At 43.4% G+C, this 26775-nt stretch carries 24 protein-coding genes; 15 read left to right on the top strand and 9 right to left on the bottom strand.

The features are described 5' to 3' along the window. Positions 1-31: 31 nt before the first annotated feature. A complete protein-coding gene (locus LPKJCM_RS07135; RefSeq protein ID WP_057961437.1) occupies positions 32-817 on the top strand; it encodes a carbon-nitrogen family hydrolase in 786 nt (261 codons plus the stop codon). 92 nt (positions 818-909) lie between these two features. Beyond that, positions 910-1449: a hypothetical protein gene (locus LPKJCM_RS07130; RefSeq protein WP_057961438.1), complete on the top strand. Its 540-nt coding sequence runs from the start codon at positions 910-912 to the stop codon at positions 1447-1449. Between the two features lie 186 nt (positions 1450-1635). Here the strand turns inward: LPKJCM_RS07130 and LPKJCM_RS07125 are convergent, their stop codons facing one another. Next, positions 1636-2526 carry an AraC family transcriptional regulator gene (locus tag LPKJCM_RS07125; RefSeq protein WP_057961439.1) on the bottom strand — a complete coding sequence of 297 codons (891 nt, stop codon included), beginning with the start codon at positions 2524-2526 and terminating at the stop codon, positions 1636-1638. 182 nt (positions 2527-2708) lie between these two features. Between LPKJCM_RS07125 and LPKJCM_RS07120 the strand changes: the two genes are divergently transcribed. Together LPKJCM_RS07120 and LPKJCM_RS07115 are read left to right on the top strand one after the other, a co-directional pair. Beyond that, positions 2709-4778 carry a beta-galactosidase gene (locus LPKJCM_RS07120; protein WP_057961440.1) on the top strand — a complete coding sequence of 690 codons (2070 nt, stop codon included), beginning with the start codon at positions 2709-2711 and terminating at the stop codon, positions 4776-4778. 24 nt (positions 4779-4802) lie between these two features. Beyond that, complete coding sequence (locus tag LPKJCM_RS07115; RefSeq protein WP_057961441.1) at positions 4803-6140, top strand: MFS transporter; 1338 nt, start codon at positions 4803-4805, stop codon at positions 6138-6140. Between the two features lie 218 nt (positions 6141-6358). Here LPKJCM_RS07115 and LPKJCM_RS07110 read toward each other — a convergent pair whose 3' ends face one another. Continuing rightward, complete coding sequence (locus LPKJCM_RS07110) at positions 6359-6907, bottom strand: TetR/AcrR family transcriptional regulator (protein WP_057961442.1); 549 nt, start codon at positions 6905-6907, stop codon at positions 6359-6361. A 174-nt stretch (positions 6908-7081) separates the two neighbouring features. Between LPKJCM_RS07110 and LPKJCM_RS07105 the strand changes: the two genes are divergently transcribed. The 4 genes from LPKJCM_RS07105 to LPKJCM_RS07090 are packed head-to-tail and all read left to right on the top strand — an operon-like array spanning position 7082 to position 10747. Continuing rightward, entirely contained in the window at positions 7082-8083 is a 1002-nt protein-coding gene (locus tag LPKJCM_RS07105) for an NADP-dependent oxidoreductase (protein WP_204772880.1), read from the top strand. A 27-nt stretch (positions 8084-8110) separates the two neighbouring features. Continuing rightward, positions 8111-8959, top strand: coding sequence for an alpha/beta fold hydrolase (locus tag LPKJCM_RS07100; protein WP_057961444.1), 849 nt, complete (start codon positions 8111-8113; stop codon positions 8957-8959). A gap of 29 nt (positions 8960-8988) precedes the next feature. Further along, entirely contained in the window at positions 8989-9738 is a 750-nt protein-coding gene (locus LPKJCM_RS07095) for an SDR family oxidoreductase (protein ID WP_057961445.1), read from the top strand. A gap of 28 nt (positions 9739-9766) precedes the next feature. Next, a complete protein-coding gene (locus LPKJCM_RS07090) occupies positions 9767-10747 on the top strand; it encodes an alpha/beta hydrolase (RefSeq protein WP_057961446.1) in 981 nt (326 codons plus the stop codon). A 91-nt stretch (positions 10748-10838) separates the two neighbouring features. Here the strand turns inward: LPKJCM_RS07090 and LPKJCM_RS07085 are convergent, their stop codons facing one another. After that, positions 10839-11420, bottom strand: coding sequence for a TetR/AcrR family transcriptional regulator (locus LPKJCM_RS07085; protein WP_057961447.1), 582 nt, complete (start codon positions 11418-11420; stop codon positions 10839-10841). A 165-nt stretch (positions 11421-11585) separates the two neighbouring features. On the opposite strand from LPKJCM_RS07085, the gene LPKJCM_RS07080 reads away from it, so the two are divergent. Continuing rightward, complete coding sequence (locus tag LPKJCM_RS07080) at positions 11586-13088, top strand: DHA2 family efflux MFS transporter permease subunit (RefSeq protein ID WP_057961448.1); 1503 nt, start codon at positions 11586-11588, stop codon at positions 13086-13088. After that, entirely contained in the window at positions 13085-13846 is a 762-nt protein-coding gene (locus LPKJCM_RS07075) for a DUF4811 domain-containing protein (protein WP_057961449.1), read from the top strand. Before LPKJCM_RS07080 ends, LPKJCM_RS07075 begins: the two co-directional genes overlap by 4 nt. A gap of 270 nt (positions 13847-14116) precedes the next feature. Here LPKJCM_RS07075 and LPKJCM_RS07070 read toward each other — a convergent pair whose 3' ends face one another. Further along, complete coding sequence (locus LPKJCM_RS07070) at positions 14117-15691, bottom strand: MFS transporter (RefSeq protein ID WP_057961469.1); 1575 nt, start codon at positions 15689-15691, stop codon at positions 14117-14119. Positions 15692-15968: 277 nt separating this feature from the next. Here LPKJCM_RS07070 and cls point away from each other — a divergent pair, with 277 nt between their 5' ends. The 3 genes from cls to LPKJCM_RS07055 all read left to right on the top strand — a co-directional run bounded on the left by cls (position 15969) and on the right by LPKJCM_RS07055 (position 19634). After that, positions 15969-17429, top strand: a complete 1461-nt coding sequence (gene cls / locus LPKJCM_RS07065) for a cardiolipin synthase (RefSeq protein WP_057961450.1) — start codon at positions 15969-15971, stop codon at positions 17427-17429. A 28-nt stretch (positions 17430-17457) separates the two neighbouring features. Next, on the top strand, positions 17458-18144 hold the full coding sequence (locus tag LPKJCM_RS07060) for a GTP pyrophosphokinase (RefSeq protein WP_057961451.1): 687 nt from the start codon (positions 17458-17460) through the stop codon (positions 18142-18144). Between the two features lie 566 nt (positions 18145-18710). After that, positions 18711-19634, top strand: coding sequence for an NADP-dependent oxidoreductase (locus tag LPKJCM_RS07055; protein ID WP_057961452.1), 924 nt, complete (start codon positions 18711-18713; stop codon positions 19632-19634). 119 nt (positions 19635-19753) lie between these two features. Here the strand turns inward: LPKJCM_RS07055 and LPKJCM_RS07050 are convergent, their stop codons facing one another. From LPKJCM_RS07050 to LPKJCM_RS13570, 5 genes are all read right to left on the bottom strand, one after another. Continuing rightward, positions 19754-20854, bottom strand: a complete 1101-nt coding sequence (locus LPKJCM_RS07050) for a glycerol dehydrogenase (protein ID WP_057961453.1) — start codon at positions 20852-20854, stop codon at positions 19754-19756. Between the two features lie 126 nt (positions 20855-20980). Beyond that, complete coding sequence (locus LPKJCM_RS07045; protein ID WP_057961454.1) at positions 20981-21499, bottom strand: QueT transporter family protein; 519 nt, start codon at positions 21497-21499, stop codon at positions 20981-20983. A 142-nt stretch (positions 21500-21641) separates the two neighbouring features. Continuing rightward, complete coding sequence (locus tag LPKJCM_RS07040) at positions 21642-22952, bottom strand: NCS2 family permease (RefSeq protein WP_057961455.1); 1311 nt, start codon at positions 22950-22952, stop codon at positions 21642-21644. 406 nt (positions 22953-23358) lie between these two features. Beyond that, positions 23359-24300, bottom strand: a complete 942-nt coding sequence (locus tag LPKJCM_RS07030) for an aldo/keto reductase (RefSeq protein WP_057961457.1) — start codon at positions 24298-24300, stop codon at positions 23359-23361. Between the two features lie 79 nt (positions 24301-24379). Then, the gene (locus LPKJCM_RS13570; RefSeq protein ID WP_225364155.1) at positions 24380-24535 is read right to left on the bottom strand and encodes a transposase; all 156 of its coding nucleotides are present in this window, start codon (positions 24533-24535) and stop codon (positions 24380-24382) included. A gap of 337 nt (positions 24536-24872) precedes the next feature. Here LPKJCM_RS13570 and LPKJCM_RS07020 point away from each other — a divergent pair, with 337 nt between their 5' ends. Beyond that, positions 24873-26009, top strand: coding sequence for an RNA-guided endonuclease TnpB family protein (locus LPKJCM_RS07020; RefSeq protein ID WP_057961458.1), 1137 nt, complete (start codon positions 24873-24875; stop codon positions 26007-26009). 190 nt (positions 26010-26199) lie between these two features. Continuing rightward, positions 26200-26775 (top strand): NAD(P)H-binding protein, encoded by a 576-nt coding sequence (locus LPKJCM_RS07015; RefSeq protein ID WP_057961459.1) that lies wholly within the window; start codon positions 26200-26202, stop codon positions 26773-26775.

Here is a 26775-nt window from a genome sequence, read left to right as displayed (position 1 = left end):
ATAATTTTCAAAAATGCAGGGGGACGGTCACATGAAGATAAAAATTGCGTTGGCACAGCTTGATATTAAATTCGGCAATCCGGATAAAAACTTTGCTCAAATCGAACCAAATGTTCAAAAAGCCGCCGAACAACGCGCAGATATCGTTGTCTTTCCAGAAATGTGGAATACCGGCTACGATTTGACCCGTTTAGACAAGGTGGCCGATAAGAACGGTCAGCAGACACAGACTTTATTGGGAGAATTGGCCAAGAAGTATCAAATGACCATTCATGGCGGTTCAGTCTCAACTGAAAAGAATGGTGCGTTCTACAATACGACTTACATCTTCGGGTCTGACGGCAAACTGTTGACGACTTATGACAAGGTTCATCTATTTGGGTTGATGCATGAGGATCAGTATTTAGCAGCCGGGGTTGAAGAAGATCACTTTCAGATTAAGGGTGTCAACGCCGCCAGCGTGATTTGCTACGACATTCGTTTTCCTGAATGGCTGCGGACCCTGAGCCTGGACGATAGTCGGATCCTATTTGTTCCAGCTGAGTGGCCAACTTCGCGAATCCCTCAGTGGCGACGACTACTGGCCGCTCGGGCAATTGAAAACCAAAGCTTTGTCGTGGCCGTGAACCGAGTCGGCAGTGATCCTGACAATCCATTTGGCGGTCATTCCGGGATTTACAATCCAATGGGCGAGGAGATTGTGACACTGAACGATGAGCCCCAATTAAAAGTATTTACGATTGACACTAAGGAAACCGACGATGCCCGTGGCTTTATGCCGGTATTTGCCGATCGACGGCCGGAACTTTATCGATAGAGTAGGTGAAAGATGAGACTGCTGTGTTTTTTGGTAACTTCACCGTTAGATTTTGTTACCTAAAACGTTGTCTCAGTTAGGAGAATCATGACGTGACCCACAAAAAGGTGATCATGATAAGCAGTCTGCTTGTCATCCTCGTTGCCACGCTGGTTGGCACCTGGGCTTTCCAACCCCAACAGAAACACCGCCGAGCCAGTGAAACACCGGTAGTTAGGCGGTCATACTTGCCCCTGTCTACCAAGATGTTTTACCAGCATCCTAAAATGCGAGATAGTGCGATTATTTACTTCGCAATCAAGCACCTTCATATTCAGCGCTGGCAGGAAGTGGCTGATTTTAAGGCCGGCTGGCAAGTCGAAAGATATCAAAAAGCCGGCAAGTGGCAGTACCTGGTTTGGCCTGATCAGAACATTGGCGATCAAGAAAAGCAGCTTACGCCAAATTGGTTTGAAATTAGCAAGGATCATCGCGTGACTTACCATAGTTTTGAGGTGCATACGGCTGCATCAGATGAGGATCAACACGCTACCGTCGCGATCAACAGGATTGTGACCCAAATTAATGCCGATCGGGCAGCAGGGACCGTGCGGAGAATGACCCGACATTTAACAATTAAAGTTCATAACTGAAATCCGGGTAAGAGGACGGTTTGCAAGCCATTGTCTTACCTCACAATTTTAGTGAATAAATATTAATAGGCATGTATAGAAAAGTACCAATTTGGTTACAAGTAATTAGTCCTGTAACTAGATTGGTGTTTTTTTATCTATAGTTAGCATGCAAAAGGTGCTCTAAAGTTATCATTATATGATATTTCAGTGGGTTCGAATTGATATCTTTGATTGTTTGCGAAATTCGTGTGGAGATAGATTCGTCCATCGTTTGAACTGACGGCTAAAGTTCGCAAGGCTGCTATACCCGAGGGAGGATCCAATGTCACTGATTGAGTAACGTGGCTTCATTAGCAACTTCTTCGCTTCATTTACTTTGAGCTTAGATAAGTACTCACGTGGTGAAATCCCGAATGTCTGCTTAAAAATTCTAAAGCCATAGCCACTGCTCAGGCCGGCGTTGGAAATTGCATCTTCAACGATCACCGCTTTTTCATCCGGCAGATAGCCATTCTTGATGTAGCCCAACACCTGGTTGGTTAACTTACTTTTCATATAATCAGCGATGATTCTAGAGTATTCAGCCTGTGTGGAAGAACTTTCAGTGGTGTCGTTGGTTGCGGTATAGTAGAACAATTGGAGAATTTTGGATAATTCGATTTGAATCACCATTTTTGTGTTGAAATCATATGACGTGTCTGCCACTAAAGAGTCGAGCTTGAAAAGATGGGGCGTTATCTTTTTACATAGGGAAGAAGCTTTGGGGTAATAGTACTTGAGGCCTTGGATGAGTTGAACCTTCAGACTCGGATCATCAATATCAAAGTGAAAGCAGAAGTACTTTAATCCCTTACCAGCAGATACTTGGTGAAGAAACTCCGGGGGAATGACGAAGAAATCTCCGGCACTAAGTGTATAGTCTTCAGAGTGGATATTGGCAAATTCCTCACCCTCAAGGACGAAGATACATTCAAAGGCGTAGTGCTTTTCCACTGGAACAATCCAATCAGTATCAACCTTCTGTTCATGGGCGCCAAAAAAGGTGAGATTCCAGTCGATTACCGGCAATCGTTTGGCATTTTTTAAAAAATCCATCAGTTTTCCTCCATCCGAAAAGCAACCAGATATTAAATGTTGTGTTTATTATAGGTCATATTTGGATAAACTTAAAGTTGATGGTGGAATATACATCGGCTAAGTAATATTGCATAATAAGAACCGATGAAGAAAGCGCTTTCCACATCAAGGACCAAATTTAACTTAGGAGGATCATTCACATGAACTTTAAAAACTTTTTGTATGGCGCAGCATACTACTACGAATATCTGCCATATGAACGACTCGATAAGGATATTCAAATGATGAAGGATGCCAACATTAACGTCGTCCGAATTGGTGAAAGTACTTGGAGCACCTATGAACCCCAAGAAGGCATTTTCGATTTCACCAAGCTGGACAAGGTTATCGACGCGATGCAAGAAGCTGGAATTAAAGTAATTGTTGGAACCCCAACTTATGCCATTCCAACTTGGATGGCTAAAGAATATCCTGAAGTGATGTTGACTGATAAGACCGGGAAACACGAATACGGTCCACGACAGGTCTTTGATATTTCTAATCCAACGTTTAGAGCGCTTTGCGAAAGAATTATTCGTAAGATGATTGAAAGAACAGCTGACAAACCAAATGTAATCGGTTTCCAAGTTGATAATGAAACCAAGCATTTTGATACCAGCAGCCAGAATGTCTACATTGCCTTCCAGAAATGGCTGAAAAAGAAGTTCAATGGTGATTTAGACAAATTAAACCACGCTTATGGCTTGGATTACTGGAGTAATCGCATTAATGCTTGGGAGGACTTCCCACCAATCAACTCTACAATCAATGGCAGTCTGGGATCTGCCTTTGAAGAATTTAAACGAACTCTTGTAACCGATTTCTTAGGTTGGCAAGTTAATCTTGTTAATCAGTATAAGCGGGCAGACCAGTTTGTTACCAATAACTTCGATATGGAGTGGCGGAAGGGATCGTTTGGGATTAACCCGGACGCCAACCACTTTGAAATATCTAAAGCCTTTGACGTAACGGCTGTGGATATTTACCACCCAACTCAGGACAACTTAACCGGAATTGAAATCGCTTTTGTCGGTGACCTTGCTCGTTCAACAAAGGACCAAAACTACATTGTCATGGAAACTGAAGCCCAGGCGTTCAGACATTGGGTTCCATATCCCGGCCAGTTAAAATTGCAGGCCTTTTCACACGTTGCATCAGGTGCCAACATGGTGAGCTACTGGCACTGGGCATCAACCTCCAATGGTTTTGAAACGTATTGGAAGGGATTGTTGGGTCACAATTACCAGCCAAACCCTGTCTATAACGAAGCTAAAACAATTGGGAAGGAACTCAGTGAGATTGGCGATAACTTCTTGGAGACTCATAAGAATAACCGAGTAGCGTTTGTCGTCAGCAACCAAGCATTAAGTGCGGTTGATTGGTTCCCATATAAGAATACGATCTTCGACAAGACCGGCGAGCACCAGTACAACGACGTTTTACGTGCATACTACGATCCACTGTACAAGTTGAATGTGGAAGCCGATATTCGTCAAATCGGCGACCCAAGAATTAGCAATGATAATTATGATTTATTAATTGTGCCAATGCTTTACTCAGCAACTGACGAGCAGCTTGAACAGTTGAATGATTTTGTTAAGAACGGCGGTAACATTGTTTACTCATTCCGTTCAGGATTTACCAATCAAGATGTTAAAGTCCGTACTGAAGTTCAACCAGCACTTATCTCTAAAGCTGTGGGAACAGAATACGAATTATTTGTTGAACCAGATCGCAACTATGGAACCGGTAAGCCTGCAAAAGATATGACGATTACTGGAACTGAGGAACTTAAAGGCATCCAGGCACAACCGGTTAAGTATTGGGCGGAACTTTTGACCCCAACCACTGGTAAAGCACTTGCAACATACGACCACCCATATTGGGGTAAGTATGCTGCGATTACCGAAAACCAATACGGTAAGGGTAAAGCCTTCTATGCTGGTTCATATTTGAACGAAAAATCGATCACAGAATTGTACAAGTACGTCTTGAAGGACGTTGATTTATGGACCTCTAGGCAGGAACAGACTTTCCCAATCATTAATAAACGTCTGGAGACTAAAGATGGCGCAACATTAAATTTCTACTTCAACTATTCTCAAGAAAAGCAGCAAGTAACATTTAAATCAGAATCTGGAAAAGAACTTGAAGATGGGACGACCCTGTCATCAGGAGATCACTTCGACCTTGATCCTTGGTCAGTAAAAATTTTCAAATCTACAAAATAATTTCGAAAAGAGAGGTACGGAACATTGAAAGAAAATAAACCAAATGCAGACGGTACCTGGTCTGCAAGTACAACGAATGCGCAACAGCCTAAAACGCCAGTGTACATTGGAATCGCTGTTGGTCTTGGTGCGTTACTCTGGTTAGCACCATTTATGGGATTAAACTCTGTTTTAAACCCACAGAAGCTGGCTAACATTTTTGGTGGCCCTGGGAGTCAAGTTAACAACTTCCTCGCTTTACTTGGGACGTTAGGTGCCGTTACGTTAACCATTACGACGATTATCATTGGTGCCTTATCTGATTTGACCCGTTCACGTTGGGGTCGTCGGACACCTTGGATTGTCGTAGGATCAGTATTAACGGCCGCCGTGATGGTTGGTCTTGGGATGGTCAACAACAAGTCACAATTACCAATTTTTATCGTATTATGGTGCTTGATTCAAACATTCATTAACATGATTGTTGCACCATTAATCGCCGTTATTGCCGACCGTGTTGCACCCGCTCACCGTGGGACGATCTCATCAATTTATGCTATTGGTTATGTGATTGGTCAGTATGGTGGACCAGTTATTGGTGGCCGTTTCTTGAGCACTGCTAATCCTGGTTTGGTTAACACCGGTTACTATGTATTAGCTATCATGATGTTAATTTCTGGACCTGTTGCTGCGATGATTATGCATGAAAAGTCCAGCTTGGGGATGCCAAAGCAACGCCTTGACTGGAATGGTTTTGTTCAAGCATTTATCTTCCCAATTCACCATGTTCGTAACTTCTATCTTGCCCTCTTCGATAAGATGATGATCAACATTGCCGTTACCGCATTTGGTACTTATCAAGTGTTCGTGTTGACAAGTGGGATGGGTCTGGCAAGTAGTGAAGCCGGCCAGTACATTTCATACATGGGGACTGCCACGATGATTACTGCCATCATCTTCTCATCAACTGCCGGTGGTGTTTCGGATAAAATTAGAACTCGTAAGTGGCCAGTTGCCTTCTCAGCCGTATTAACCGCTATCGGAACTATTTTGCCATTCGTATTCCGGGTTCCCGGTTCAATGATCTGGTACGGAATTGTTGCCGGTACTGGTGCCGGAATCTTCTTCTCAGTTGACCAAGCTTTGAACCTTGAAGTTTTGCCTAACCCAGAGAACTCCGCTAAGGACCTTGGTATCTTGAACTTTGCCAACACTGGTGCTCAGATTCTTGCTCCTGTATTAGGTGCTATTCTGTTCGACATGGTTGGTAAGCAATACATGCCAATCCTGCTAATCCTCTCAATCATCGCCCTTGTTGGTGCATTGCTGGTTCTCTGCATCAAAGAAGATCGTGCAAAGATTGGTGGCCGGGATGCTGAATAAGCATTTCATATTTACAAATTTGGTTGCAAAAACTTGTGCCTAAATTGAACCTGCACCCCAGCAGTTTAGATTGAGCACATGTATAAAACAAAAGTGGGGCCGGAAAAAATCCGGTTCCATTTTTTGGTTTTAGTTAATTAGTGAGTTGGATCGTGTGTTGGATTGAACGTCATCTCTCTTCGAACAGCTTAAGTAGAAACAATGCGGTAAGTCTGTATTTAGATCCCCTTTCGGATCAACCCCCAAATTCTTTCGAAACGATCCTGGTAGTCGGGCCGATTCCAAGATTCTTTGAAGTTGGGCAGGGAAAACACCGCAAATGCCGATAAAATTGCCTCGGCGCGTTCAAGATTTTTATCATGATAGGCCATTATGTTGTCGATAATCTGATAGGAATTTGTGAGAACGGATCTTAACGCAAAGGGACTGTTGTCAACATATTCGGTATTTAAAACAAACATTTGTGGATTTTCATTGTAGGCCCGCTTCTTAGCATTAACAAATGCCCAAAGCCAATCATGAAGTTGTTCCTCCTTTGTTGCCGGGTGTTGGGGATTTCTGGCAACCTCTTCGGCAACCAAGCGATTTAGCCACGTTTTGGCAACTTCTTCCCAAAGATCCTGCTTATTCTTGAAGTGCTTGTAGATTGCGGCATGAGTAACGTCTAGTTCATCGGCAATTTGCGATAAGGTGATATCGGATGTCTGCTTTTCATTGATCAATTTTTCAGCTGTGCTGATGATCTTTTCGTTTGTTATTTTTTCCATCATATTTCCTCTAACCAACTATTTTGGTTTCCTGCCACGAATAAATTCTTTCTGTTATTCTAACATAAAGATCAAATTGTTACAAAAATTGACTTTTGTAACCAGTTGATTTATACTCATTTATAATTAGAAAATTGAAATTACATGAATAAGTTCTGACTCATGGAGGACATTATGAAAGCTGCTCAAATTACAAAATATGCTAAAGATTTTACCGTTCAGGTTAACGATATTCCGGTACCAACTATTAACGATGATGAAGTATTAGTCAAAGTCAAAGTTGCTGCGGTTAATCCACTGGAAATGTTGATTGGTACTGGTAGTGTGAAATTCGTTCAAGATTATTCATTTCCATTAACCATGGGAAATGAATTAACTGGCGTTGTTGAAAAGGTTGTTAAGAACGTTGACGACTTTAAAGTTGGTGATGAGATTTATTCCCGACTACCATTAAGTAAAATTGGTGCCTTCGCGGAATATGCTGCAATCAATCATAATGCGATTGCACCACTTCCTAAAAACCTGGATATGGTTACGGGTGCTGCTGCAGCCTTAACTGGATTGACCGCGTACCAAGGCCTTCATGAAGAATTAGCTACTAAGTCAGGGGAGACGGTCTTCATTCCTGGTGGTTCTGGTTCATTTGGGCAAATGGCCATTCCGATTGCAAAAGATATGGGATTAAAAGTGATTGTCAGTGGAAACGCCGATGCCCGTGATCGAACGTTAGCAATTGGTGCCGATCAGTATTTAAGTTATGAAACAGAAAATTACTGGGAGATTATTAATGACGTCGATTATGTCATCGATACTTTAGATCCCAAAGAATTTGATCGAGAGTTGTCAGTCATCAAACCAGGTGGCCGCCTGTTGTCGCTTCGAGTGGGTCCTAACAAACGATTTGCGGTCGATCATAACTACCCAACATGGAAACGATTATTATTTACAATGGTGGGCCGGAAGTATGATAAAGCTGCCGTTAAGAAAAACGTTGAATATCACTTTATTTTTGTCCGCAGTGATGGTCGCCAACTCAGAGAATTGACCAGAATTATCGAGAACAATAACATTGTTCCTGCAGTTGATCCAACTGATTTTACAATCGATGATATCAGCAAGGCCTTAGATCTGGTTGCTAATGGTCACCCTAAGGGAAAAGTGGTCATCAAATTTTAAATCATCTAAGAAACGTGAGGTTTCATAATGAAACAAACAGCTGAGGCGTATGCCAAAGTAATAAATAAATTTATTAAAGCTGCCAATGGTGTTACTTATGCGTATCGTGAATTAGGCGAAAAATCCGGGGTTCCACTTATTTTATTCATCCACTTATCCGGCAACTTGGATAACTGGGATCCGCGTGTAGTTGATGGGCTTGCCAAGAACCACTGGGTATTTACCGTTGATTATCAAGGAGTTGGACTTTCAGATGGCACAGTGACGCCATCTATGGCTTCAATGGCTAAGGATATGGTGGCCTTTATTAAGGCGTTAAACTTTGATAAGGTTGATATTCTTGGGTTTTCAATGGGTGGATTTGTGGCTCAAGAAGTCCTTGAGGTTGCGCCCAAACTCGTACGAAAGATGATCTTGGCGGGTACCGGCCCTCGTGGTGGGGAAGAAATTGAAAATGTTATGAAGATCTCGGATAGAGATTCGGTTAAGGCAATTTTTACATTAACTGACGTCAAAACATACTTATTCTTTACCCGAACCGCTAATGGAAAGCGAAAGGCTAAAGAATTTCTTAACCGTTTGAAGGAAAGAAAGACCGATCGTGATAAAACAATTAGTTGGAAGGCCTATCGGGCACAGTTGAAGGCAATTAATGAATGGGGAACTGCTAAACCGGCTGATCTGTCCAAGTATCAGCTGCCGGTCTTAGTAGCCAATGGAGACCACGATAAAATGGTTCCAACGCCCAATTCTAGAGACATGGCTAAGAGATTTCCAAATGGCCAGCTCGTTATTTATTCTGATGCGGGTCATGCTGGAATCTTTCAGTATTACACCGAGTTTGTAAATACCGCCAATCATTTTTTGGATGATTAGTAATTTTGAACATACAAGGGAGATCGGAAATGGTAAATCGATTAACAAATAAAGTTGCAATCATAACCGGAGGCATTTCGGGGATTGGAAAAGCAGTTGCTCAAGACTTTCTTTCCGAAGGTGCCAAGGTAGTGATCACTGGCAGGCGGGAGTCATTAGGCAATACCGTTGCCAAAGAACTTGGGGGTCCAGATGAAATTCAGTATATGAAGCAGGATGTCAGCAGAGAAGCCGACTGGCAACGAGTTGTTGACCAAACTATTAAACAATTTGGCGGCTTTGATATTTTAGTTAATAATGCGGGTGTCGGGGGTGCTGGAAAAATGATCGCCCAGACCTCATTAGAAGAGTGGCAGCAAGTGATGGATATTGATTTAACTGGGAACTTTTTGGGCGTTAGAGAAGCCCTAAACAAGATGGACAAAGGTTCTATTGTCAACATTTCGTCAATCCTAGGAATTATTACGCCAATGCCTGGGGCTGGAAGTTATTCTGCTGCAAAGGGCGGTACTCGACTTTTGACCAAAACTGCTGCAGTGGAAGCTGTCAAAATGGGAAAGAGTATTCGTGTAAACTCTGTTCATCCAGGCTTGGTTAGCACCGATATAGTCGATTCGCAGACCAAGGCATATTTGGAAAACTCTGATGTTCCGATTCCAAAGATTGGATCACCAGTTAATATTGCAAAAGCTGTAACGTATTTAGCTTCTGATGAATCCGAATATACAACTGGTTCTGAAATTGTGATTGATGGTGGGTCGTTAGCAGGCAGAGGATAGACCAGCTAATAATCAAAGGAGAAATACAATGATTAAAAGGAATAGTAAACTTTTTCTTGCGGGAACTATTTTAGGGATGGCCGCCTACCAGAAATATCAGGCGCTGGCTGAGAATCGGAGCTTGATGAGCCGAATCACCGAGAAGTCCCTTTCTCTAGTTGATTTCGTTCCGGTAATTAAATCATCCCAAGATTATCAGAGTGCTTTGAAAAGAAGCAAAACACCTTATGAAATACCGGTGACGGCGAAAATGGTCAGTCATTTCCACTATTTTGAAGGTCAGCGAAATGTTTTGGCTTATAATCCTCCTGTTAACAGCTACCAAGGAAAGTACATCTTTTATATTCATGGTGGGGCCTATTGGGGTCAACCTTTTCCACAGCACTTTGATATGCTGAAGAAGATAGCTGATAAATCCGGTGCGAAAGTAATTATGCCGATCTATCCCAAGGCGCCGGCCTACCATGTTGATGACGTCTTTTCAATGATTTTGGACACTTATAATCACTTATTAAATGACGATGGCATTGATCCTAAAAAGATGATCTTCATGGGTGATTCAGCTGGTGGAAGGCTTATCTTGGGGTTCATGCAGTACTTAAGGGACAATCAGGTGCCACTACCACAACAGGCAATTCTCATTTCACCGTGGCTTGATATCAGTAATTCCAATCCTGATATGAAAGTCATCGACCCCCTGGATCCAATTTTGGGGTTGAAGAACTTAACGTATCTTGGAAGAGAATATGCAGGTGATTTGGATGTACACGATCCATTAGTTAGCCCCATCTATGGCGATTCCTCGAGTCTTCCCCCAATAACCGTGTTCACTGGGACCCACGATATTTTGAATCCGGATGCTAGGAAGTTTTATCATAAAGCTTTGGCGCGTGAGTGGGATGTTACAATCTACAATTACAGTAAAATGAATCATGTATTCCCTTTATTTCCGATTCCTGAAGCTCGGGACGCAATTGAAAAAATGGTTGATATCATTGGGAAGCAGTAGATAATATTATTTGTAAAGTCTATAAAAAATTAACAGCTGGTCAGTCATCAACACAATCTTTGTTGATGACTGACCAGCTGTTTTGATTTGATTATTGATGATTGTGTAGGGAAGTTACAAATCCATGGAAATAAATGTCATTTAAAGTCACTGCCAATTGTTTTGTTGTCATTATTGGGCGGGGAGAAGATTTATAACGAATAGTTTGAATAAATAAGCCTGCCAGGTATTGCCCAATTAGATCATTTTTTTCAGACTGATTGGGTGTTGTTTGTGAACGATCGTAAAATATTTTATGGAACATCCGAGTCATTTTTGATTCAAATGATCTGTCACCATTATCGCCCATTAGTAACGAGATGACGGATAAAACAGATTGGTTATCGAATATGGATAATAACGAGACCATTACTGAAGTATCAAAAACCATTGAACCGTTTTGTTGAGCCACAGCTTTGTATTTATTTTCGATACCTTGTATTAGTTCATTCTCAATTTCTTCAAGTAGTTGATATTTATCATCAAAGTACCGATAAAAACTGCTGCGATCGTATTCGGCCGTGTCAGTAATATCTTTTATGGTAACTTCATTAAAACTTTTTGATTTTAATAAGTGAAGCAAAGCGAGTTTAAAATGTTTTTTAGTGATTGACTGCTTTTTTGTATATGCCATTTTGCACCTTCTTAGGTTCTTTAGTTTAATTTAACATGTTTTAAGACAAAATACGATAGTCTGTTGCAAATAGGACATGACGATGAAATTTGTTGTAGACCTTGACTAAGCGTAGATGTAAATTCTATGAGTAGTAAAAAGTTAATTGAGCGGAGGAACTGTTTAATGGGTATTGATGTACATGGGAAGAAATATAATGCAGGAATTTTACTGACAATTACATTGGTGGCAACATTTGCAGGTTCTTTAATGCAAACTTCAATGGCAACTGCGATTCCATCTTTGATGCGCGCGTTTAAGATTAGTTTGAGCACAGCTCAGCAGGCAACAACCTGGTTTTTGCTGGTAAATGGCGCCATCATTCCACTGTCAGCTTATTTGGCAACTCGAATTCCAACCAAATGGTTAAATATTGGTGTATATGGTTGTTTGTTGCTGGGCATGTTAATCTCATTTTTTACACCTGCAAGTTCTGCTAATTGGTGGATCTTTCTTGTGGGACGGATTGTTGCGGCGGTTGCGTTTGGTACGATGTTGCCAATTATACAGTCAGTTATTATGAATGTGTTTCCAGTTAGACAGATTCCTGTTGCCATGGGTATATCAGGACTGGTTGTTGGCTTGGCACCTGCATTAGGACCAACACCTTCTGGCTGGATTTTGAGCCGGGATCATCATATTTTGGGCTTGGTGATTTCCGATTCTTGGCGTAATATCTTTTTAATTCCAATGATCATGATCGCCATAATGCTTATTTTTGCTTTATATTTTATGAAAGATGTGATCCCCAATCACAAAATTAAGTTGGATTTTCCATCATTATTCCTTTCTTTCGTCGGGTTCACAGGCTTTTTGTTGGGATTGACGAATGTGGCCGACTATGGATGGACAAGCATTAAGTATGTGATTCTACCAATTATTATTGGAATCGTTTTACTGACAGTATTTACTTTGCGTCAGCTAAAGTTAAAAGAACCATTTCTGGATGTTAGGGTTTTCGCCGTCAAAGATTTTACAATTCCAACTATAGCGATCATCTTTGTCATGATGGCAATGTACGGTGTTGAAATGATGTTACCGACATACCTCCAAAATGCTTTGGGGCTATCACCTTTTCATTCCGGCTTAACGCTGTTAGGAGGAGCGCTATTTATGGGAATCCTTTCTCCGGTGTCTGGATTTTTATTTAATAGGGTTGGTGTTCGACGGCTTACGTTTGTTGGCTTTGGACTGCTTGCCATTGGAACACTGCCATTTGCTTTTCTGACAGAGAATACCTCCCAGGCGTTAATTATCGTTATTTACGCTATTAGAATGATTGGGATTGCCCTGGTAATGATGCCTTTGACTACAAGTGCCATGGATGCTATTCCTCGCGAACTCTCTTCTCACGCGAGTGCAGCTAATAATACCGCTCGACAAATTGGATCGTCTGTTGCTGTCGCCCTTCTTTCATCGGTTACCCAAAACATTATCAATCACAACATGCCCGATCATTTGTTGAAACTTCAAGATCCAATGCTATATGCCGCTAAAGCTCTCAGTGCGTCCATAGATGGGTTTAGAGTATCTTTTGCGATTGGATTCCTGTTTGCTGTGCTTGGGTTATGCTTTGCCTTCTTTATAAAAAATACCAAGCCGGTTGCTGAAAAGGGGGATCAAAAATGATTGTTTATATGTTAATTATTTTCACGATTTTGATGTTTGTCTCTTGTCTTTTCATCAACAATTCAGCGCTGAGGTGGACAATTGGAACAATTACAACCGGGTTGCTATTAATGCTCAGTGTGGCATTATCTGCCAATCTCTCAATGCATTGGGGGATGGAAAAGAAAACCACTATTGATACGTCAAAGAATATTGAAACTGCCGGGAATATCAAATCACCAGTCAGTACATTGATTGTGAAACAGATCGGCACTAAATCAAACAATTATGTGATGATTTATCGGCCAACAAAAACAAGCCTAAAACCGATGTCCCATTTTGTCCCTGACAAAAAAGACATCGTTTCCTCCGCTAAGAAGAAAGCCACATACCAAGTTGATAATGTGCGAAGCACCAAGCTGATGACTAAAAAAACCGAATGGGTATTCAAATCTCCCAGATATAAATGGCTGCTTTCTTTTGATCACAATGATCACCAGCTGATTAAGCAACGGACTGTGTTGTATCTTCCTAAACGTTTGTGGGTGGTCATGTCAGTGAACCAAGCCCAAAAACTGGATAGATGGCAGAAGAGTACGGGGGCCAAAAAACAAAAAATGCTTCAAAAGCAAATGAGACTTGCTATCAAACAGAAAGTTGGCATTTATAAGCGGGCACATCCTAAAGCAGATTCTAATGCGCTTATGCGATATACTGATCAACTGAAAACAGAAATGACTATGAGAGCCCTGAAAACGGCGCTTAAGACAGTCTCGTAATTTTTCTAACATTTTTCGTTGGCAAAATATTTCTCAGAGGACATGTTTTATTAGATGGGCTGATAGGCCCGCATAGGCGAGATTGGGACAGAGGTGTTTTGATCCCAGAATATACACGTAATTAGGCAGTTGTTCCTGAACTTGGAACGACTGCCTAATTGCGTTATATGGCCGGGATCAGCCGGTTGGAGCAAGTTTTGGCTCGGTAATGTCGGTGATCAACGTAAACCGTTCTGCTGATCATTCGGACATATGTCCCAGCTTTATCTCCTATTTATGTTGGTTAACATCTAAATGCACGCTATCGACATGATTTTTCATCAACAGCGCAGCACCAATACCACCCACAATCACAATCATGCCAGAAGTAACGGCCACAGCGGCCATACCGTTGTCATAAGCCTGAATAACGACTTTCTGCAGGCTTCCAGCAAACGGCATGTGTGCCATTCTGTTAGAGAAGGCGATGGTGTGTCCTGAAAATGGGCCAGCATTAATGAGGGCTTCCTTGATGGCAGTCATCACTTTGGTCGGCATCTCTAGGTCAGGCATATGGGCATTCAAGTGGTTCTCGTATTGTGTATCCTGAATCAGGCCCAAACCAACCACGCCGACTGTGGTACCAAACTGGCGAAAGACGTTTAACAAACCGGATACCATGCCCATTTCCTGAGGAAGCGTCCCTTCCATGCCGGCAGTATTAAGCAATGGATTGACCATTCCGTTAGCAATCCCCATCAATACCATACCGGGCCATAATTCGACAAAGGTGACGAGCGGACTGATCGAATGAGCCATTAAGAAGAAGCCGATGCCCCCGAGCAGCATGCTGCCCACAATCATCCATTTTTTTGAATATCTGGAACTGAGGATTCCGGCAACGGGCCCGAGGACCAGCGACCAGGCACTAATGGTCAGCTGTCGAACCCCTGTCTGGACAGCCGAATAACCGATGTAGTTCTGCATGAGGGCGGTCAAAAAAGCGTTATAAGCGTAAATCCCAGACCCTAAGGCAAATGCGATCAGAATGGTACCAAGAAAATGAGGACGTTTAAACATCTTGATGTCAATCATTGGATCCTCAACCCGCATTTCAACCCAGACAAAGAAAGCCATTATGACGATCCCGCCGGCAATTAACCCACTGACTCGGCCGTCGACCCAAGCCCAGTGCGGGTGCCCCTCCTTGACGATTAGGCCATAGATCACGGCAAACAGGCCAATCGCCGAGAGGAACATGCCTGCCAAGTCGATCTTGTGGTCTTTTCCATAGCTTGGGGTTTCCCGAACGTAAAAGATCGTCAGTATCACGGCTAGAATCCCGAATGGCACATTCACATAAAAGATCGCAGGCCAACCGAAGTGTTCAACCAAATAACCGCCGATTAAAGGACCGGAAGCTGAAGAGACGCCGATGATCGATCCCAGTATGCCGAGTGCTAAGCCACGCTCTTTACCGTCAAAATTAGAGGCAACCAGAGCCATCGATAACGACATCATCCCAGCACCACCCACGGCTTGAATGCCACGGCTGATATCGAGGATAAATAGGCTGGGCGCCATGCCATTAATCGCTGAGGCAATGACAAAGAGAATCATTGACCACAAAAAGATTTTCTTTCGACCATACATATCACCCAGCTTGGACATAATCATCAAGGTGACGGCGTAGACCAATGTGTAGGCGTTCAGCACCCACTGTAAATTTGTAAAGGTGGTATTGAACCCTTTAGCCATCGTCGGAAGGGCGACATTGACGACCGTCACGTCCAATAGGCCCATGAAGACGCCCAACCCCATCGCGGAGAGAGCAATCCAGCGGGCAGCTTGCGTTTGTTTTTTCATCATTAACTATTAACTTCCATTCTCAATTAGATTTAATAACCCAGTGGTTACTATCGGTTCATATAGCGATAAATCATATAGAGCGCCAAGGCCACGATCAGCCCGATGCCTAGGAGCGGTTGTTCATTGAAAATAAAGTGAATAAAACGAATCGAATGGACACCGTGAATTCCCACCACAAGAAAATTGAATAAATCCATAATTTTTCCGCTTCTTTCTAGTATACTTACAGTATGCATTCTTATTTTAGCCTAAAAGTGGCTGCGGGGAGGAAAAAATGACTATTGATTGGTCGACGGTTTTTAATGTGATTGTCGTCATTAACGCAATTTTGGCGATTTTTACGGTGTTTAGGGAGAAACGTGATATTGCCGCAATTTGGGCCTGGCTGTTGGTGCTGGTCTTTTTGCCGCTGGTTGGCTTTATTGCCTATGCCTTTCTCGGCCGAAAATTACCCAAGAACCGGTTATTCAAATTACATAAGCACGTTCAAATGCAGCTGGATGAGCGGCTGAATGAACAGCGAAAACAGTTGGGCCATGATGAAAAGACGCCAGCTGATGCCGTCGTGACTGACGCCAAGACTGCCGTCGATATGTTCATGACCACCGATCACGCGTTCTTATCCAGACAAAATAAAGTTCATATTTTTACCGGTGGCAACGCGCTGTTCCATAAGATTATCGGTGACCTTGAAGCCGCCAAAAAGAGCATTCATATTGAGTTCTATACTTTTTATAACGATCAAATCGGCAATGAAATTTTAGATTTGTTGGTTAAAAAAGCCCATGAAGGCGTTGAGGTCCGGGTGATTTACGATTCATGGGGGTCAATGGGAACGACACGAAAGTTCTTCCAGCCACTGGTTGATGCTGGCGGCAAAGCCTTTCCATTCTTGAATACCCGCTCCGTTCTGCTGGATTTCCGGATTAACTTCCGTGATCACAGAAAGATTATTGTCATTGACGGAACCATTGGCTATACTGGTGGCTTCAACATTGGTGACCAATACTTGGGTCGCAAGAAAAAATTCGGCAACTGGCGTGATACGCATATTCGAATTATCGGCTCCGGTGTCTTTGGCCTGCAAGCCCGATTTATCCTTGATTGGAACGCAACCAGTCCTCGTGATCAAATTGATGAGGATCAAGTTGAACCCAAATACTTCCCGGTTACGACCACTAAAGGCAATGTCAACATGCAGATTGTCTCCAGTGGACCGGATTCGGATTTGCAACAGATTAAGATGGGTTACATCAAATTAATTACCATGGCGAAGGATTACTGCTGGATTCAATCGCCTTACCTGATCCCTGACGATAGTGTCATGGATGCTCTGCGGATTGCGGCCATGTCTGGCGTCGACGTTCGGATCATGGTGCCAAGTATGCCCGATCACCCGTTTGTCTATCGGGCGACCCAGTATTACGCCCGGCAGCTGGCTGAAGAAGGCGTTAAAATTTATTATTACGGAAACGGCTTTTTACATGCCAAAACGATGGTGATTGACGACAAAATTGCCTCAGTTGGCTCCGCAAATCTGGATTATCGTAGTTTTAAGTTAAATTTTGAGATTAACGCATTTATTTACGACCAAAAGTTCTCGGCCGATTTGCACGATATCTTCTTGAACGACATCGATGTCAGTGAATTGCAGACGCCGAAGATGTTTGAAGAACAGTCGCTGTGGCTGAAATTTAAGCAGACGTTTAGCCGGCTTTTGTCACCCATTTTGTAATAGTTGAATATGTAAGGTGGAATTAAACATGATACTGGAACGTAGTAACTTTATGGATGTTAAGCAGATTATGAAAGAGTTGGATAAATTACCAATGAAAAGCCAGATTGGTGATCTCAAAGAATTAGCCCAAATCTATCAATTGCGGCACTCGGGGGTCAACGAGATTGGCACCAAGCTGGAAAATCTGGATGAAGAATATTCAATGAATTATGATCATAATCCGATCCATCACATGGAAGAACGGATGAAAAGTGTCCGCAGTCTGGTGGGCAAAATTCAGCGGAAGGGCTATCCGTTGAACATGGACACCATCCATCACAAAATTTTAGACGTCGGCGGCATCCGGGTGATTACTAACTACATCGATGACGTTTATCGGGTCGAAGATGCCCTGGTTCAGCAATCCGACGTGACATTGATCAAAAGAAAAGACTACATCAAGGATCCTAAACCCAGCGGCTATCGCAGCCTGCATTTGGTGGTGTCGGTGCCCGTCTTTCAATCCAATGGTGTGTTCGATGTCCCAATTGAAGTTCAGCTGAGAACGATTGGGATGGACATGTGGGCTAGTTTGGAACACAAGCTGCGTTACAAGACAGATGTTCCGGAAGAAAAGGTTGAACAGCATACTGGCAATCTTAAAGAATATGCCAGCGAGCTGTTCGGCATTGAAAACAAAATGCAGGAAATCTTCCGTGATTTACAAAAATAATTTTGGAGACGGATTGTTTGTCCCACTGGTTTATAAATTATATAATAATGGTGAAAGGTGAATGAACTAATCACCTGCAAGACAGACGAGGGATTTCCGAAAATAATGTAGGTGCTAAGTCAGCGAGCTTAGATCCGAGTAGTCTGCCGTTCCACCCTGCAAAAGATATTTAATGAGATGAATACCGACCATGAATTGGTCAATGATTGGTTCGAATGCCTTTCAGATAATATGTTTTAGATAGGATCCGATCACCTAGGAGGTGGTTGGGTCCTATTTTTGAGAGTGGAGCAAGAGGCGTTTTGATCCCAGAATGTAAGGCGATTAAGTGATTATTCCCGGGCTTGGAATGATTACTTAATCGGCTTACATGGCCGGGATCAGCCGATTGCCTCACGTTTAATCCAGATGCCAGCGGGGACGCAAACGAGGCCGAGATACAATGATGTTCCAGCCTCACTTTTAATACTGGCGTGATTCCCAAAGAGCCTTTTGTTTGATAACCAAATTGATAACCCTTACAATTTCAGTAAACAATATCGAAATTAGGGATAGGAGCGCGAACAATGAAAGCATTTGGATACGACCATAATGGGGCTTCCGACGTTTTTGAAGAATATGATGTGCCGACACCCACCATTTCAGATGATCAGATTTTGATTCAGACCAAGGCGTTTAACCTGAACAACTTTGAAAAATCAATGCGGGCTGGGGAATACAAGGCCACTACCCGCCAAGTGATTCCTGGCAGAGACGTTGCCGGAGTGGTCGCTAAGCTCGGTGCGGACGTGACTGGATTCCAGATTGGCGACCGAGTCGTCGCCCATGGTCACGGCGCTTACGCTGAATATCCCTATGCCACTGCAGCACGGACCGTTAAGATTCCTGAAGGGGTCTCCTTCGCTGAAGCTGCTGGAATCGTCACTCCCGGGATTACAGCTTATAAAGCCGTTTACTACTTTGGCGAAGTCAAGGCTGGCCAAACGGTCGTGGTTCGTGGTGCATCAGGTGGCGTTGGTTCGCTGGCTGCTCAATTAGCAATTAATTTGGGCGCAACCGTTATCGGAATCGGTGCCAGCAAGAATGAAGCCTACGTCAAATCGTTAGGGGTCGATGAGTACGTGTCATACAATAAGCAGGACCCGGGACTGGTTCTCGCTAACCGGGCTGACGTGGTCATTAATTCTGCTTTGAATGGCGCTGATAGTGACAGTGATGCCCGAATTGTGAAGGAAAAGGGCATCATCACGACGGTTGGCGGCGACGAGCCGTTATCCAATAAGCAGTTTCAATTCAAGCCAATTATGCCGACAAAGGCGATTTCGGATGCCGAAGCGTTGACGGCGTTGTTGAAACTGATGGCAGACAAGAAACTGTTAATTCGAATTGGCTATCAGCTGCCATTTACCGTTGCTGGCGTCATTCAGGGACATGAATTGTTGAGTAAAAAGCATGATGGCCGCATTATTGTGACAACGGATGCTGAATAAGATAGCGTCTGATTGACTAATACGAGCTAGATAAACAAACACAGCGGCTATTCCAAGAATCGGGATAGTCGCTGTGTTTGTTTATATTATGAGTTTAAAAAGTGAGTTGGCCCAAGTGGCTATTGATTTTGAAAGTCCTTACTATACTCGTCGACTGCCTTGATTGCAGCAAAGACGTCTTCTGGCGTAATGTCTGTTGGCATGCACTTCATTGTGTCGTTCTCATTGCAGGCTTGGTTGGCGACTTTCATCAAATCGGCATCTGACGCTGACCCTAGATGCAGATCAGCTAAGGTGGTTGGTAGGCCAAGTTTGAGATCAAATTTGAGGAATTTTTTAAAACAAGCGTGGTCGCTGCCGTCTAAGATTAATTCGACCAATGTGCCATAGGCCACCTTCTCGCCATGAGTGAGGTGATGGATGTCGCCGGTTAAGGCGGTGAAGCCATTGTGAATAGCGTGAGCAGCTGCCAGACCACCACTTTCGAACCCTAAGCCGCTTAGCAGCGTGTTGGCTTCAACGATGTGGTCCAATGCAGGCGTGGCAACGTGGGCCTTATTGGCAGCAATTGCCAGGTCGGCGTATTCAAACAAATTATCCTCGCAGGCTTGACCGATGGCTTTGGCAACGATGGTTTGCTTAGCTCCCAACATGTTATCAGCATTGGCAGCCCGAACGTCGGTTGCTTCAACATTGGTGGCCAGCGCATCGGCGATTCCAGAAATCAAGAGGTGAACCGGCCCGCCGGCAATGACCTTGGTGTCGAGGAGGACAATTTCAGGATTCTTCTTGTAAAAGCGGTAGTGGTCGAATGCCCCGTCATCGGTGTAGATCACTGAGAGCCTGGAACATGGCGCATCGGTTGAAGCAATGGTGGGGGCAATCATCGCGGCAATATCAAGGTTGTCAGCGATTGCCTTGGCCGAGTCGGCGGTTTTCCCGCCGCCTAAACCAATGATGATCTGATCATGGTTGGATTGACCAATCTCAGTCACCCGATTAATTTCAGACTCGGAAGCCTCTCCCTCGAACTGGGCAAGGGTGACTTCGAAGCCATTGTTTTTTAGATAATCGTTAAAGTCGTTACCAACAATTTTTAGCACGGTAGGATCAGACAGTAATAGAACCTTTTTACCGTATTTCTCAATATACCCGGCGCTCTTGAACAGCTCACCAGGGCCTTGAATATAGGTGTTGGGACTTGCAAATAATTCTGTCATGATGAAACCTCCCAAATAAAATTTGTGATTACATTCACAACTATATTTTAAGGTATTTTGGCCGGAAGGTAAACAATTCGATTGTCTAAAAAACCGCAACCAGAATTTCTGATTGCGGTCTTCATATTACTTGTTAAGGTCATATCTCAAGCTGATGATGTAAACCAATACAGCACCAATCGTCATGGTCACAAACTCACCGATGGCAGTGGTCAAATAGGCACCCCAGAAAGTCGGCCAAAAGGCACTGTTTCCGAGATAGGCAATTTCGGCAGCCACGATGAACATGTAAAAGGTCCCGATCAAAACGGATGCGACCAGCTTCAATGGCAGTGACTGGATGAAGCGGGTGACGATGTTGATGGTCAACAGCGCAATCAGCGTTTCACCAGTGCCGACAACCATATCCAGTGGTCCGAGTGACGACATCATATTCGAAATGAAGCATCCCAGCGTGATCGCCACAACGTAGCGCTTGTTGAAAACGGCAAGGTTGTTCAAACCTTCCGAAAAGCGGAATTGAATTGGGCCAAAACTCAAGGCTGCAAAGACCATCGTGATGACGATGTAGAGTGCAGATACAACAGCGGCTTTCGTGAGGTCACGAACGTTGCTGATGCCAAACAAATTAGTCTTAGAATTCATAACAAATTCCTTCCTTGTTAAATATTCAGTTGTTAAACAACCTTTATACTTTACCGCTTTTGGGGTGCGAGGTCAAAATGGGATCGGGATGGAGGGGTGAAATCGGATTAGATTCGGGTTGCTGGCCGCTCGGATCCGCGCTCTAATTGTTGAGTATCCAAAGGAAGATCACAAACACAATCGCCAGTCCATACATCATGGCGCTGACTTCCTTACCGCGACGAGCAGCAATCATAGTGATGGGGTAGGTAATGAAGCCGAGGGCAATCCCATCAGCGATACTATAGGTTAATGGCATGCCGACAAGTGTGATGAATGCTGGGGCAGCAATTTCAAATTGTTCCCAGTGAACACTCTTCAGTGCCTGGGCCATCAAAATACCCACGATAATTAAGGCCGGAGCAGTGACTTGGCTGGTGATAACTGTTAATAGGGGTGAAAAGAAAGTTCCCAAGATGAACAGAATGCCGACAATTACAGCGGTAAATCCGGTTCGACCACCAACTGCGATTCCAGCGGAAGATTCAACGAAGGCGCCCATTGGTGAAGTTCCGAGAACGGATCCAACCAACATGGTTGAAGAATCAGCAATGAGTGCATGCCCGATTCGAGGGATTTTGTTATTCTTAATGAATCCAGCTTGTTCAGCCAGTCCAACCAGTGTACCGGCAGTATCGAAGAAGGTGACCAGCAGGAACGTTAAGACGACCACGACTAACTGAACGGAGTTAATGTCACCAATGTGTGACAGGGCAACGCCAAAAGTGGGCTTTAAACTGGGAATTGAAGAGACCCATTGATGTGGCAATGGAATCAAACCGGTGACCATTCCGAGAATGGCATTTAATACCATCCCAATAAAGATGGCACCTGGAATGCGCATGCTCATCAGAACCACGGTGATTAACAGGCCAAAGATCGTCAGCCAGGTTGTCCCAACGTGCAGTGACCCCAAGCTTACAAGCGTGTCTTTGTTGGCTGTGACCAGGCCACCATCACTGAGGCCAATGAAGGCAATGAATAGGCCGATCCCACCGCCGATGGCAGCCTTCAAATCAGCTGGAATCGAATCGATGATTTTTTCACGAAGCTTGAGGGCGGTCAAAATCATAAAGATAACTGAGGCAACGAAGACCCCGGCTAAGGCTGTCTGCCATGAAACCTTCATCCCGATGACAACGGAGTAGGCAAAGAAGGCGTTGATTCCCAAACTGGCAGAAATTGCGATTGGGTAGTTGGCAATAAAGCCCATCATGAAACAGCCAAATGCAGAAGCCAAGGCAGTCGCCGTGAAGACGGCCCCTTTGTCCATTCCGCTGACGCCAAGAACGTTAGGATTAACGAACAGGATGTAAACCATTGAAACAAACGTCGTGATACCGGCGATGATTTCTTTACGGAAAGTCGTATTTCGTTCATCAAACTCGAAATACTTGGCAATTGAATTTAACATATAATAGCTCCTTCTATTGTTCGTGTATGAATAAAAAAATACATATATATTTTAGCATTATCGTTAAATGGGTTCAATAAACGAATTAAATTAATGGAAGCGATGTGATTGTTTATGTTAAACCCCGCAGAATAAAAGGAATATTGTATGTCAGAATCAACAATTATGATAGCCACTAACTTGAATGATGTTTTTCTTCCGACAACATGTTGGACACTTTATCTAGAAAGTGCCGACGCTTTTAAAAAGCGAGTTAATTATGAAATAGTCATATCCATTAACGTGCAATCGTACCTGCTAGATATTAACAAAAATAGCTTCATGAAGGAATCCAGTAAATACCTTCAGAAGCTACCATTGGTTACTTTCATAATTTAGTTAGGCTTTACGAAATTGGATCGCAAGATTAAAGCCTAAAAGCATTATCAATCGTATTGTATTCCTGATCCGACAGGGCAACGTTCATTGCCTTGGCATTGCTGCGGACTTGTTTGGGTGTTTTTGCACCAGGGATGACAACGCTGATATCAGGATTTTTGATGTACCAAGCCAAAACAATCTGGGCGATCGTCGCATCATGATTGTCGGCAATTGGCTGCAGGCTCTTGACCGATTCAGCAATTGCGTGGAAACGGCTGCCAGAAAAGTTGGGGTCATCGCTTCGAAGGTCATTTTCAGGAAAATTAACCGGGCTGCCATCGTATTTACCTGTTAGAAGGCCGGAAGCCAGTGGGAAGAAAGGGACGAAGGAGATATGTTCCTTTTCCAAATAAGGGAACAGCTCTTTTTCAGCATCGCGACGAACTAAACTATACTGGTCTTCAACAATGTCAACATTGTGATTTTGGTTAGCGTCTTTGAGCTGTTCCAGTGAGAAGTTGGAAACACCGATTGCTCTGATGAGTCCCTGCTTTTTGAGCTCAGCTAGTTTAGCGATTGCCTCATTCTTTGGTGTTTGTTCATCCGGAAAGTGAATGTAGAAGATGTCCAGGTAATCGGTACCCAATCGTTTAAGGCTGGCTTTCACAAACTTCTCCAAGTCGGCCGGTTGGTTACTGATTCTCACATCATCCCCATCCACAATCTGAGCGCCCTTGGTTGCAATAATCACTTTTGAACGGTCGTAGTCTTTCAGTACCTGACCGATGAGTTCCTCAGAGCGCCCGAAACCATAGGCAAAGGCGGTATCCAGCATGGTAATGCCACTATCCAGTGCGGCTCGAACGGAATCCATGCCGGCTTGTTCATCTAAATGTGGAAATAGAGTGTGGCCACCGACAGCATTGGTGCCGAAGCCTAGACGGGTACTGACAACATCTGATTGACCAATTTTAATATTTTGGGACATTTTTTGAGCCCTCCTTTGATTTTCAATGCTTATAAGCGGCGCCAGTTGAGAAAACTCGGTCTTTTAATGCCGAGATGAATTAATATCTTGGGCGAACGCCATTGTTGCTGTCTAATTTTGAATTAATGTATCGAGCGATCACTTCCTTCGAAAAATTGCCCACAGTACTCATAAAGTAACCGGGCGACCATAACTGACTATCCCATAATTGTTGTTTGGTTTGGGGGAACTGAATGAATCACTGACGAGTGGAACCGCCTTTGAAGGGCTTTACCACCGAAGCAGGCGTCATTTTAGTTGGGAAGCTGATCAGCATGTGCACACTTGTCCGGCATCACTTCCAGATTTTGAAGCTCGATCCCATGGTGACTAGCAATCGCTCGCAGAATTCGTTTCAAACTAGTAGCCCTCTCAGGGGTGGTGAAGATTTGTTGAGGTATCCATACTAGACGGAAGTTACAATCATAGACATTGGTTCGCTCATGATTAATTATCTGAATGTTCCCCTTCCCTTGTAATGATATAGGTATGTATAATTTAATCATAACAACGGTAATGAGGGGGGCGCAATCATGGTTCTAAAAGGGATTAAGTTACGCATCTATCCCAATGCAGCCCAGCAGCTTAAAATTAAACTCAACTTTGGCTATAACCGGTTTGTCTGCAACCAAATGTTGGCCATGATGATTCAACGCTATGAAAATAACCCCGAGGCACCGTTTTTAAATGCGTTTGCGCTGAATAATCTGCTTCCGGCATTAAAAATGGAATACATTTGGTTGAAAGAAGCGGAGAGCACGAGCTTACAATCAACTAACCACGACTTGGTTGAAGCATATAAACGATTCTTCAAAGCCCATAAAGGCTTTCCGAAGTTCAAGTCCCGTAAGTTTCTGAAGCAAAGTTACCAATCCAAGATGAACATTCGGCTGATTGACAAATACCACTTAAAGCTTCCTAAATTGGGGATTGTGCGCTATAAATGCGGCCGGAAAATCACTGGTAAGATTAAAAGCGCCACGATTCGATTATCAGCGACTAAGAAGTTCTATGCAATTTTATTAATTGATACTGATATTAATCAACTGAATAAAACCAATCAACCTGTTGGTATTGATCTGGGGGTTTCTGACTTAATGATTACCAGTGATGGCAAGAAGTATCCTACTGTGCGGTTTGATAAACTGCTGGCTGATAGAAAGCATTATTGGGAAAGAAAACTCGCTCGACGCCGACGACAGGCTGAAAAAGAAATTGCCTGGGATCGCCATAATCAAGTGGTTGAGCCCCGGACTTTAGCTGATTTCAAAAACTACCAAAAGGCAAAAATCATGGTGGCTAAGTATAGTGAGAAAATCGCTAACCAGCGGAATAACTATCTTCACCAACTAACCAAGCAACTGGTCACGAACTACGATGTGATTAAAATTGAAGATTTGAAAGCCAAAAATCTGATGAAAAATCACTCATTAGCGCGGGCAATTGCCAATCAAGCATGGCGAAAACTCCGACTCCAATTAGAATATAAATGTATCTGGTACGGCAAGGAACTCAAAGTGGTTAACCCTTACAAAACAAGTCAGCTCTGTTCTAATTGCGGATATGATGACGGCAAACACCCATTAGAAATTCGTGAGTGGACCTGTCCACAGTGCCAGACCCATCATGATCGGGATATCAATGCAGCCCGGAACATCTTGCAGGCATAAAACTAACGATTAGGCTTGGAACAAGCCATGGTCAATAGCCGTAACCGCTACATCAAAGTGTTCACACGATGATGCAAGTCAGCGGTGTTCCCAGAAGCTCGGGCATTCATGACCGAGTAGTTCACGGTACACATTAATTATGGCGCACGATGCACAAATTGGAAAATAGTTAGATTAGGAAGTTACTGATTTGAAAAAAATATTAATCATTAATCAAAATAGTCCCGTGGTCCCGCCGTTAATTGAGTTGCTTCACTGCCGAACCGACATTTCTGTCGAAGTGTATTCAGGGGATTTGGCATCTGCAAGTGATTATGCCAAGGCGCTGCCGGATACCAAGCTGCTGTTCATTGCCGTTGGGCCAAACGATGCCGACATCTATGTGGAAGCACTTTTTGAAGCAGTTGACGAGGTTCAGCCGCCAATCAGCGATATCGTGATGCTTTCATACGCAGGAGTTGATGATGAGTTCAGCGAGTCGGTTGATTATGCTGGCGTGACTGATTCTCAAGAATTTATAAAACAGCAAAGATATGCCATCAAGATTGTTGATGAATCTGAAATTGCGTATTCTATAATCAGAATGGGTCGGTTAAAAGACAGCCAAGTGGATCACTATGAATTATTTAATGAAGGAAGTCAGATGCCGAATAAAACGGTCTCACCAAAGTCAGTGGCTAAGCTGGCTTATGAAATGTTAGTTGAGCATCAATTAATGAATCATTCAGTTGGGATCATTGACCAAGCACCGATGGGAGGGCGATAA

Source organism: Lentilactobacillus parakefiri (genome assembly GCF_002157585.1).
In the GTDB taxonomy this organism is placed as follows: domain Bacteria; phylum Bacillota; class Bacilli; order Lactobacillales; family Lactobacillaceae; genus Lentilactobacillus; species Lentilactobacillus parakefiri.
This window is presented reverse-complemented; position numbering and strand designations above follow the sequence as displayed.

What these genes read in the sequence shown, in the direction of transcription:
- LPKJCM_RS07080 (WP_057961448.1), top strand. Translation starts at nt 11,586, where the DNA reads ATGGGTATTGATGTACATGGGAAGAAATATAATGCAGGAATTTTACTG.
- LPKJCM_RS07060 (WP_057961451.1), top strand. Translation starts at nt 17,458, where the DNA reads ATGATACTGGAACGTAGTAACTTTATGGATGTTAAGCAGATTATGAAA.
- LPKJCM_RS07105 (WP_204772880.1), top strand. Translation starts at nt 7,082, where the DNA reads ATGAAAGCTGCTCAAATTACAAAATATGCTAAAGATTTTACCGTTCAG.
- LPKJCM_RS07050 (WP_057961453.1), bottom strand. Translation starts at nt 20,854, where the DNA reads ATGACAGAATTATTTGCAAGTCCCAACACCTATATTCAAGGCCCTGGT.
- LPKJCM_RS07055 (WP_057961452.1), top strand. Translation starts at nt 18,711, where the DNA reads ATGAAAGCATTTGGATACGACCATAATGGGGCTTCCGACGTTTTTGAA.
- LPKJCM_RS07125 (WP_057961439.1), bottom strand. Translation starts at nt 2,526, where the DNA reads ATGGATTTTTTAAAAAATGCCAAACGATTGCCGGTAATCGACTGGAAT.
- LPKJCM_RS07085 (WP_057961447.1), bottom strand. Translation starts at nt 11,420, where the DNA reads ATGGCATATACAAAAAAGCAGTCAATCACTAAAAAACATTTTAAACTC.
- LPKJCM_RS07040 (WP_057961455.1), bottom strand. Translation starts at nt 22,952, where the DNA reads ATGTTAAATTCAATTGCCAAGTATTTCGAGTTTGATGAACGAAATACG.
- cls (WP_057961450.1), top strand. Translation starts at nt 15,969, where the DNA reads ATGACTATTGATTGGTCGACGGTTTTTAATGTGATTGTCGTCATTAAC.
- LPKJCM_RS07075 (WP_057961449.1), top strand. Translation starts at nt 13,085, where the DNA reads ATGATTGTTTATATGTTAATTATTTTCACGATTTTGATGTTTGTCTCT.
- LPKJCM_RS07045 (WP_057961454.1), bottom strand. Translation starts at nt 21,499, where the DNA reads ATGAATTCTAAGACTAATTTGTTTGGCATCAGCAACGTTCGTGACCTC.
- LPKJCM_RS07100 (WP_057961444.1), top strand. Translation starts at nt 8,111, where the DNA reads ATGAAACAAACAGCTGAGGCGTATGCCAAAGTAATAAATAAATTTATT.
- LPKJCM_RS07120 (WP_057961440.1), top strand. Translation starts at nt 2,709, where the DNA reads ATGAACTTTAAAAACTTTTTGTATGGCGCAGCATACTACTACGAATAT.
- LPKJCM_RS07090 (WP_057961446.1), top strand. Translation starts at nt 9,767, where the DNA reads ATGATTAAAAGGAATAGTAAACTTTTTCTTGCGGGAACTATTTTAGGG.
- LPKJCM_RS07135 (WP_057961437.1), top strand. Translation starts at nt 32, where the DNA reads ATGAAGATAAAAATTGCGTTGGCACAGCTTGATATTAAATTCGGCAAT.
- LPKJCM_RS07070 (WP_057961469.1), bottom strand. Translation starts at nt 15,691, where the DNA reads ATGAAAAAACAAACGCAAGCTGCCCGCTGGATTGCTCTCTCCGCGATG.
- LPKJCM_RS07030 (WP_057961457.1), bottom strand. Translation starts at nt 24,300, where the DNA reads ATGTCCCAAAATATTAAAATTGGTCAATCAGATGTTGTCAGTACCCGT.
- LPKJCM_RS07110 (WP_057961442.1), bottom strand. Translation starts at nt 6,907, where the DNA reads ATGGAAAAAATAACAAACGAAAAGATCATCAGCACAGCTGAAAAATTG.
- LPKJCM_RS07020 (WP_057961458.1), top strand. Translation starts at nt 24,873, where the DNA reads ATGGTTCTAAAAGGGATTAAGTTACGCATCTATCCCAATGCAGCCCAG.
- LPKJCM_RS07095 (WP_057961445.1), top strand. Translation starts at nt 8,989, where the DNA reads ATGGTAAATCGATTAACAAATAAAGTTGCAATCATAACCGGAGGCATT.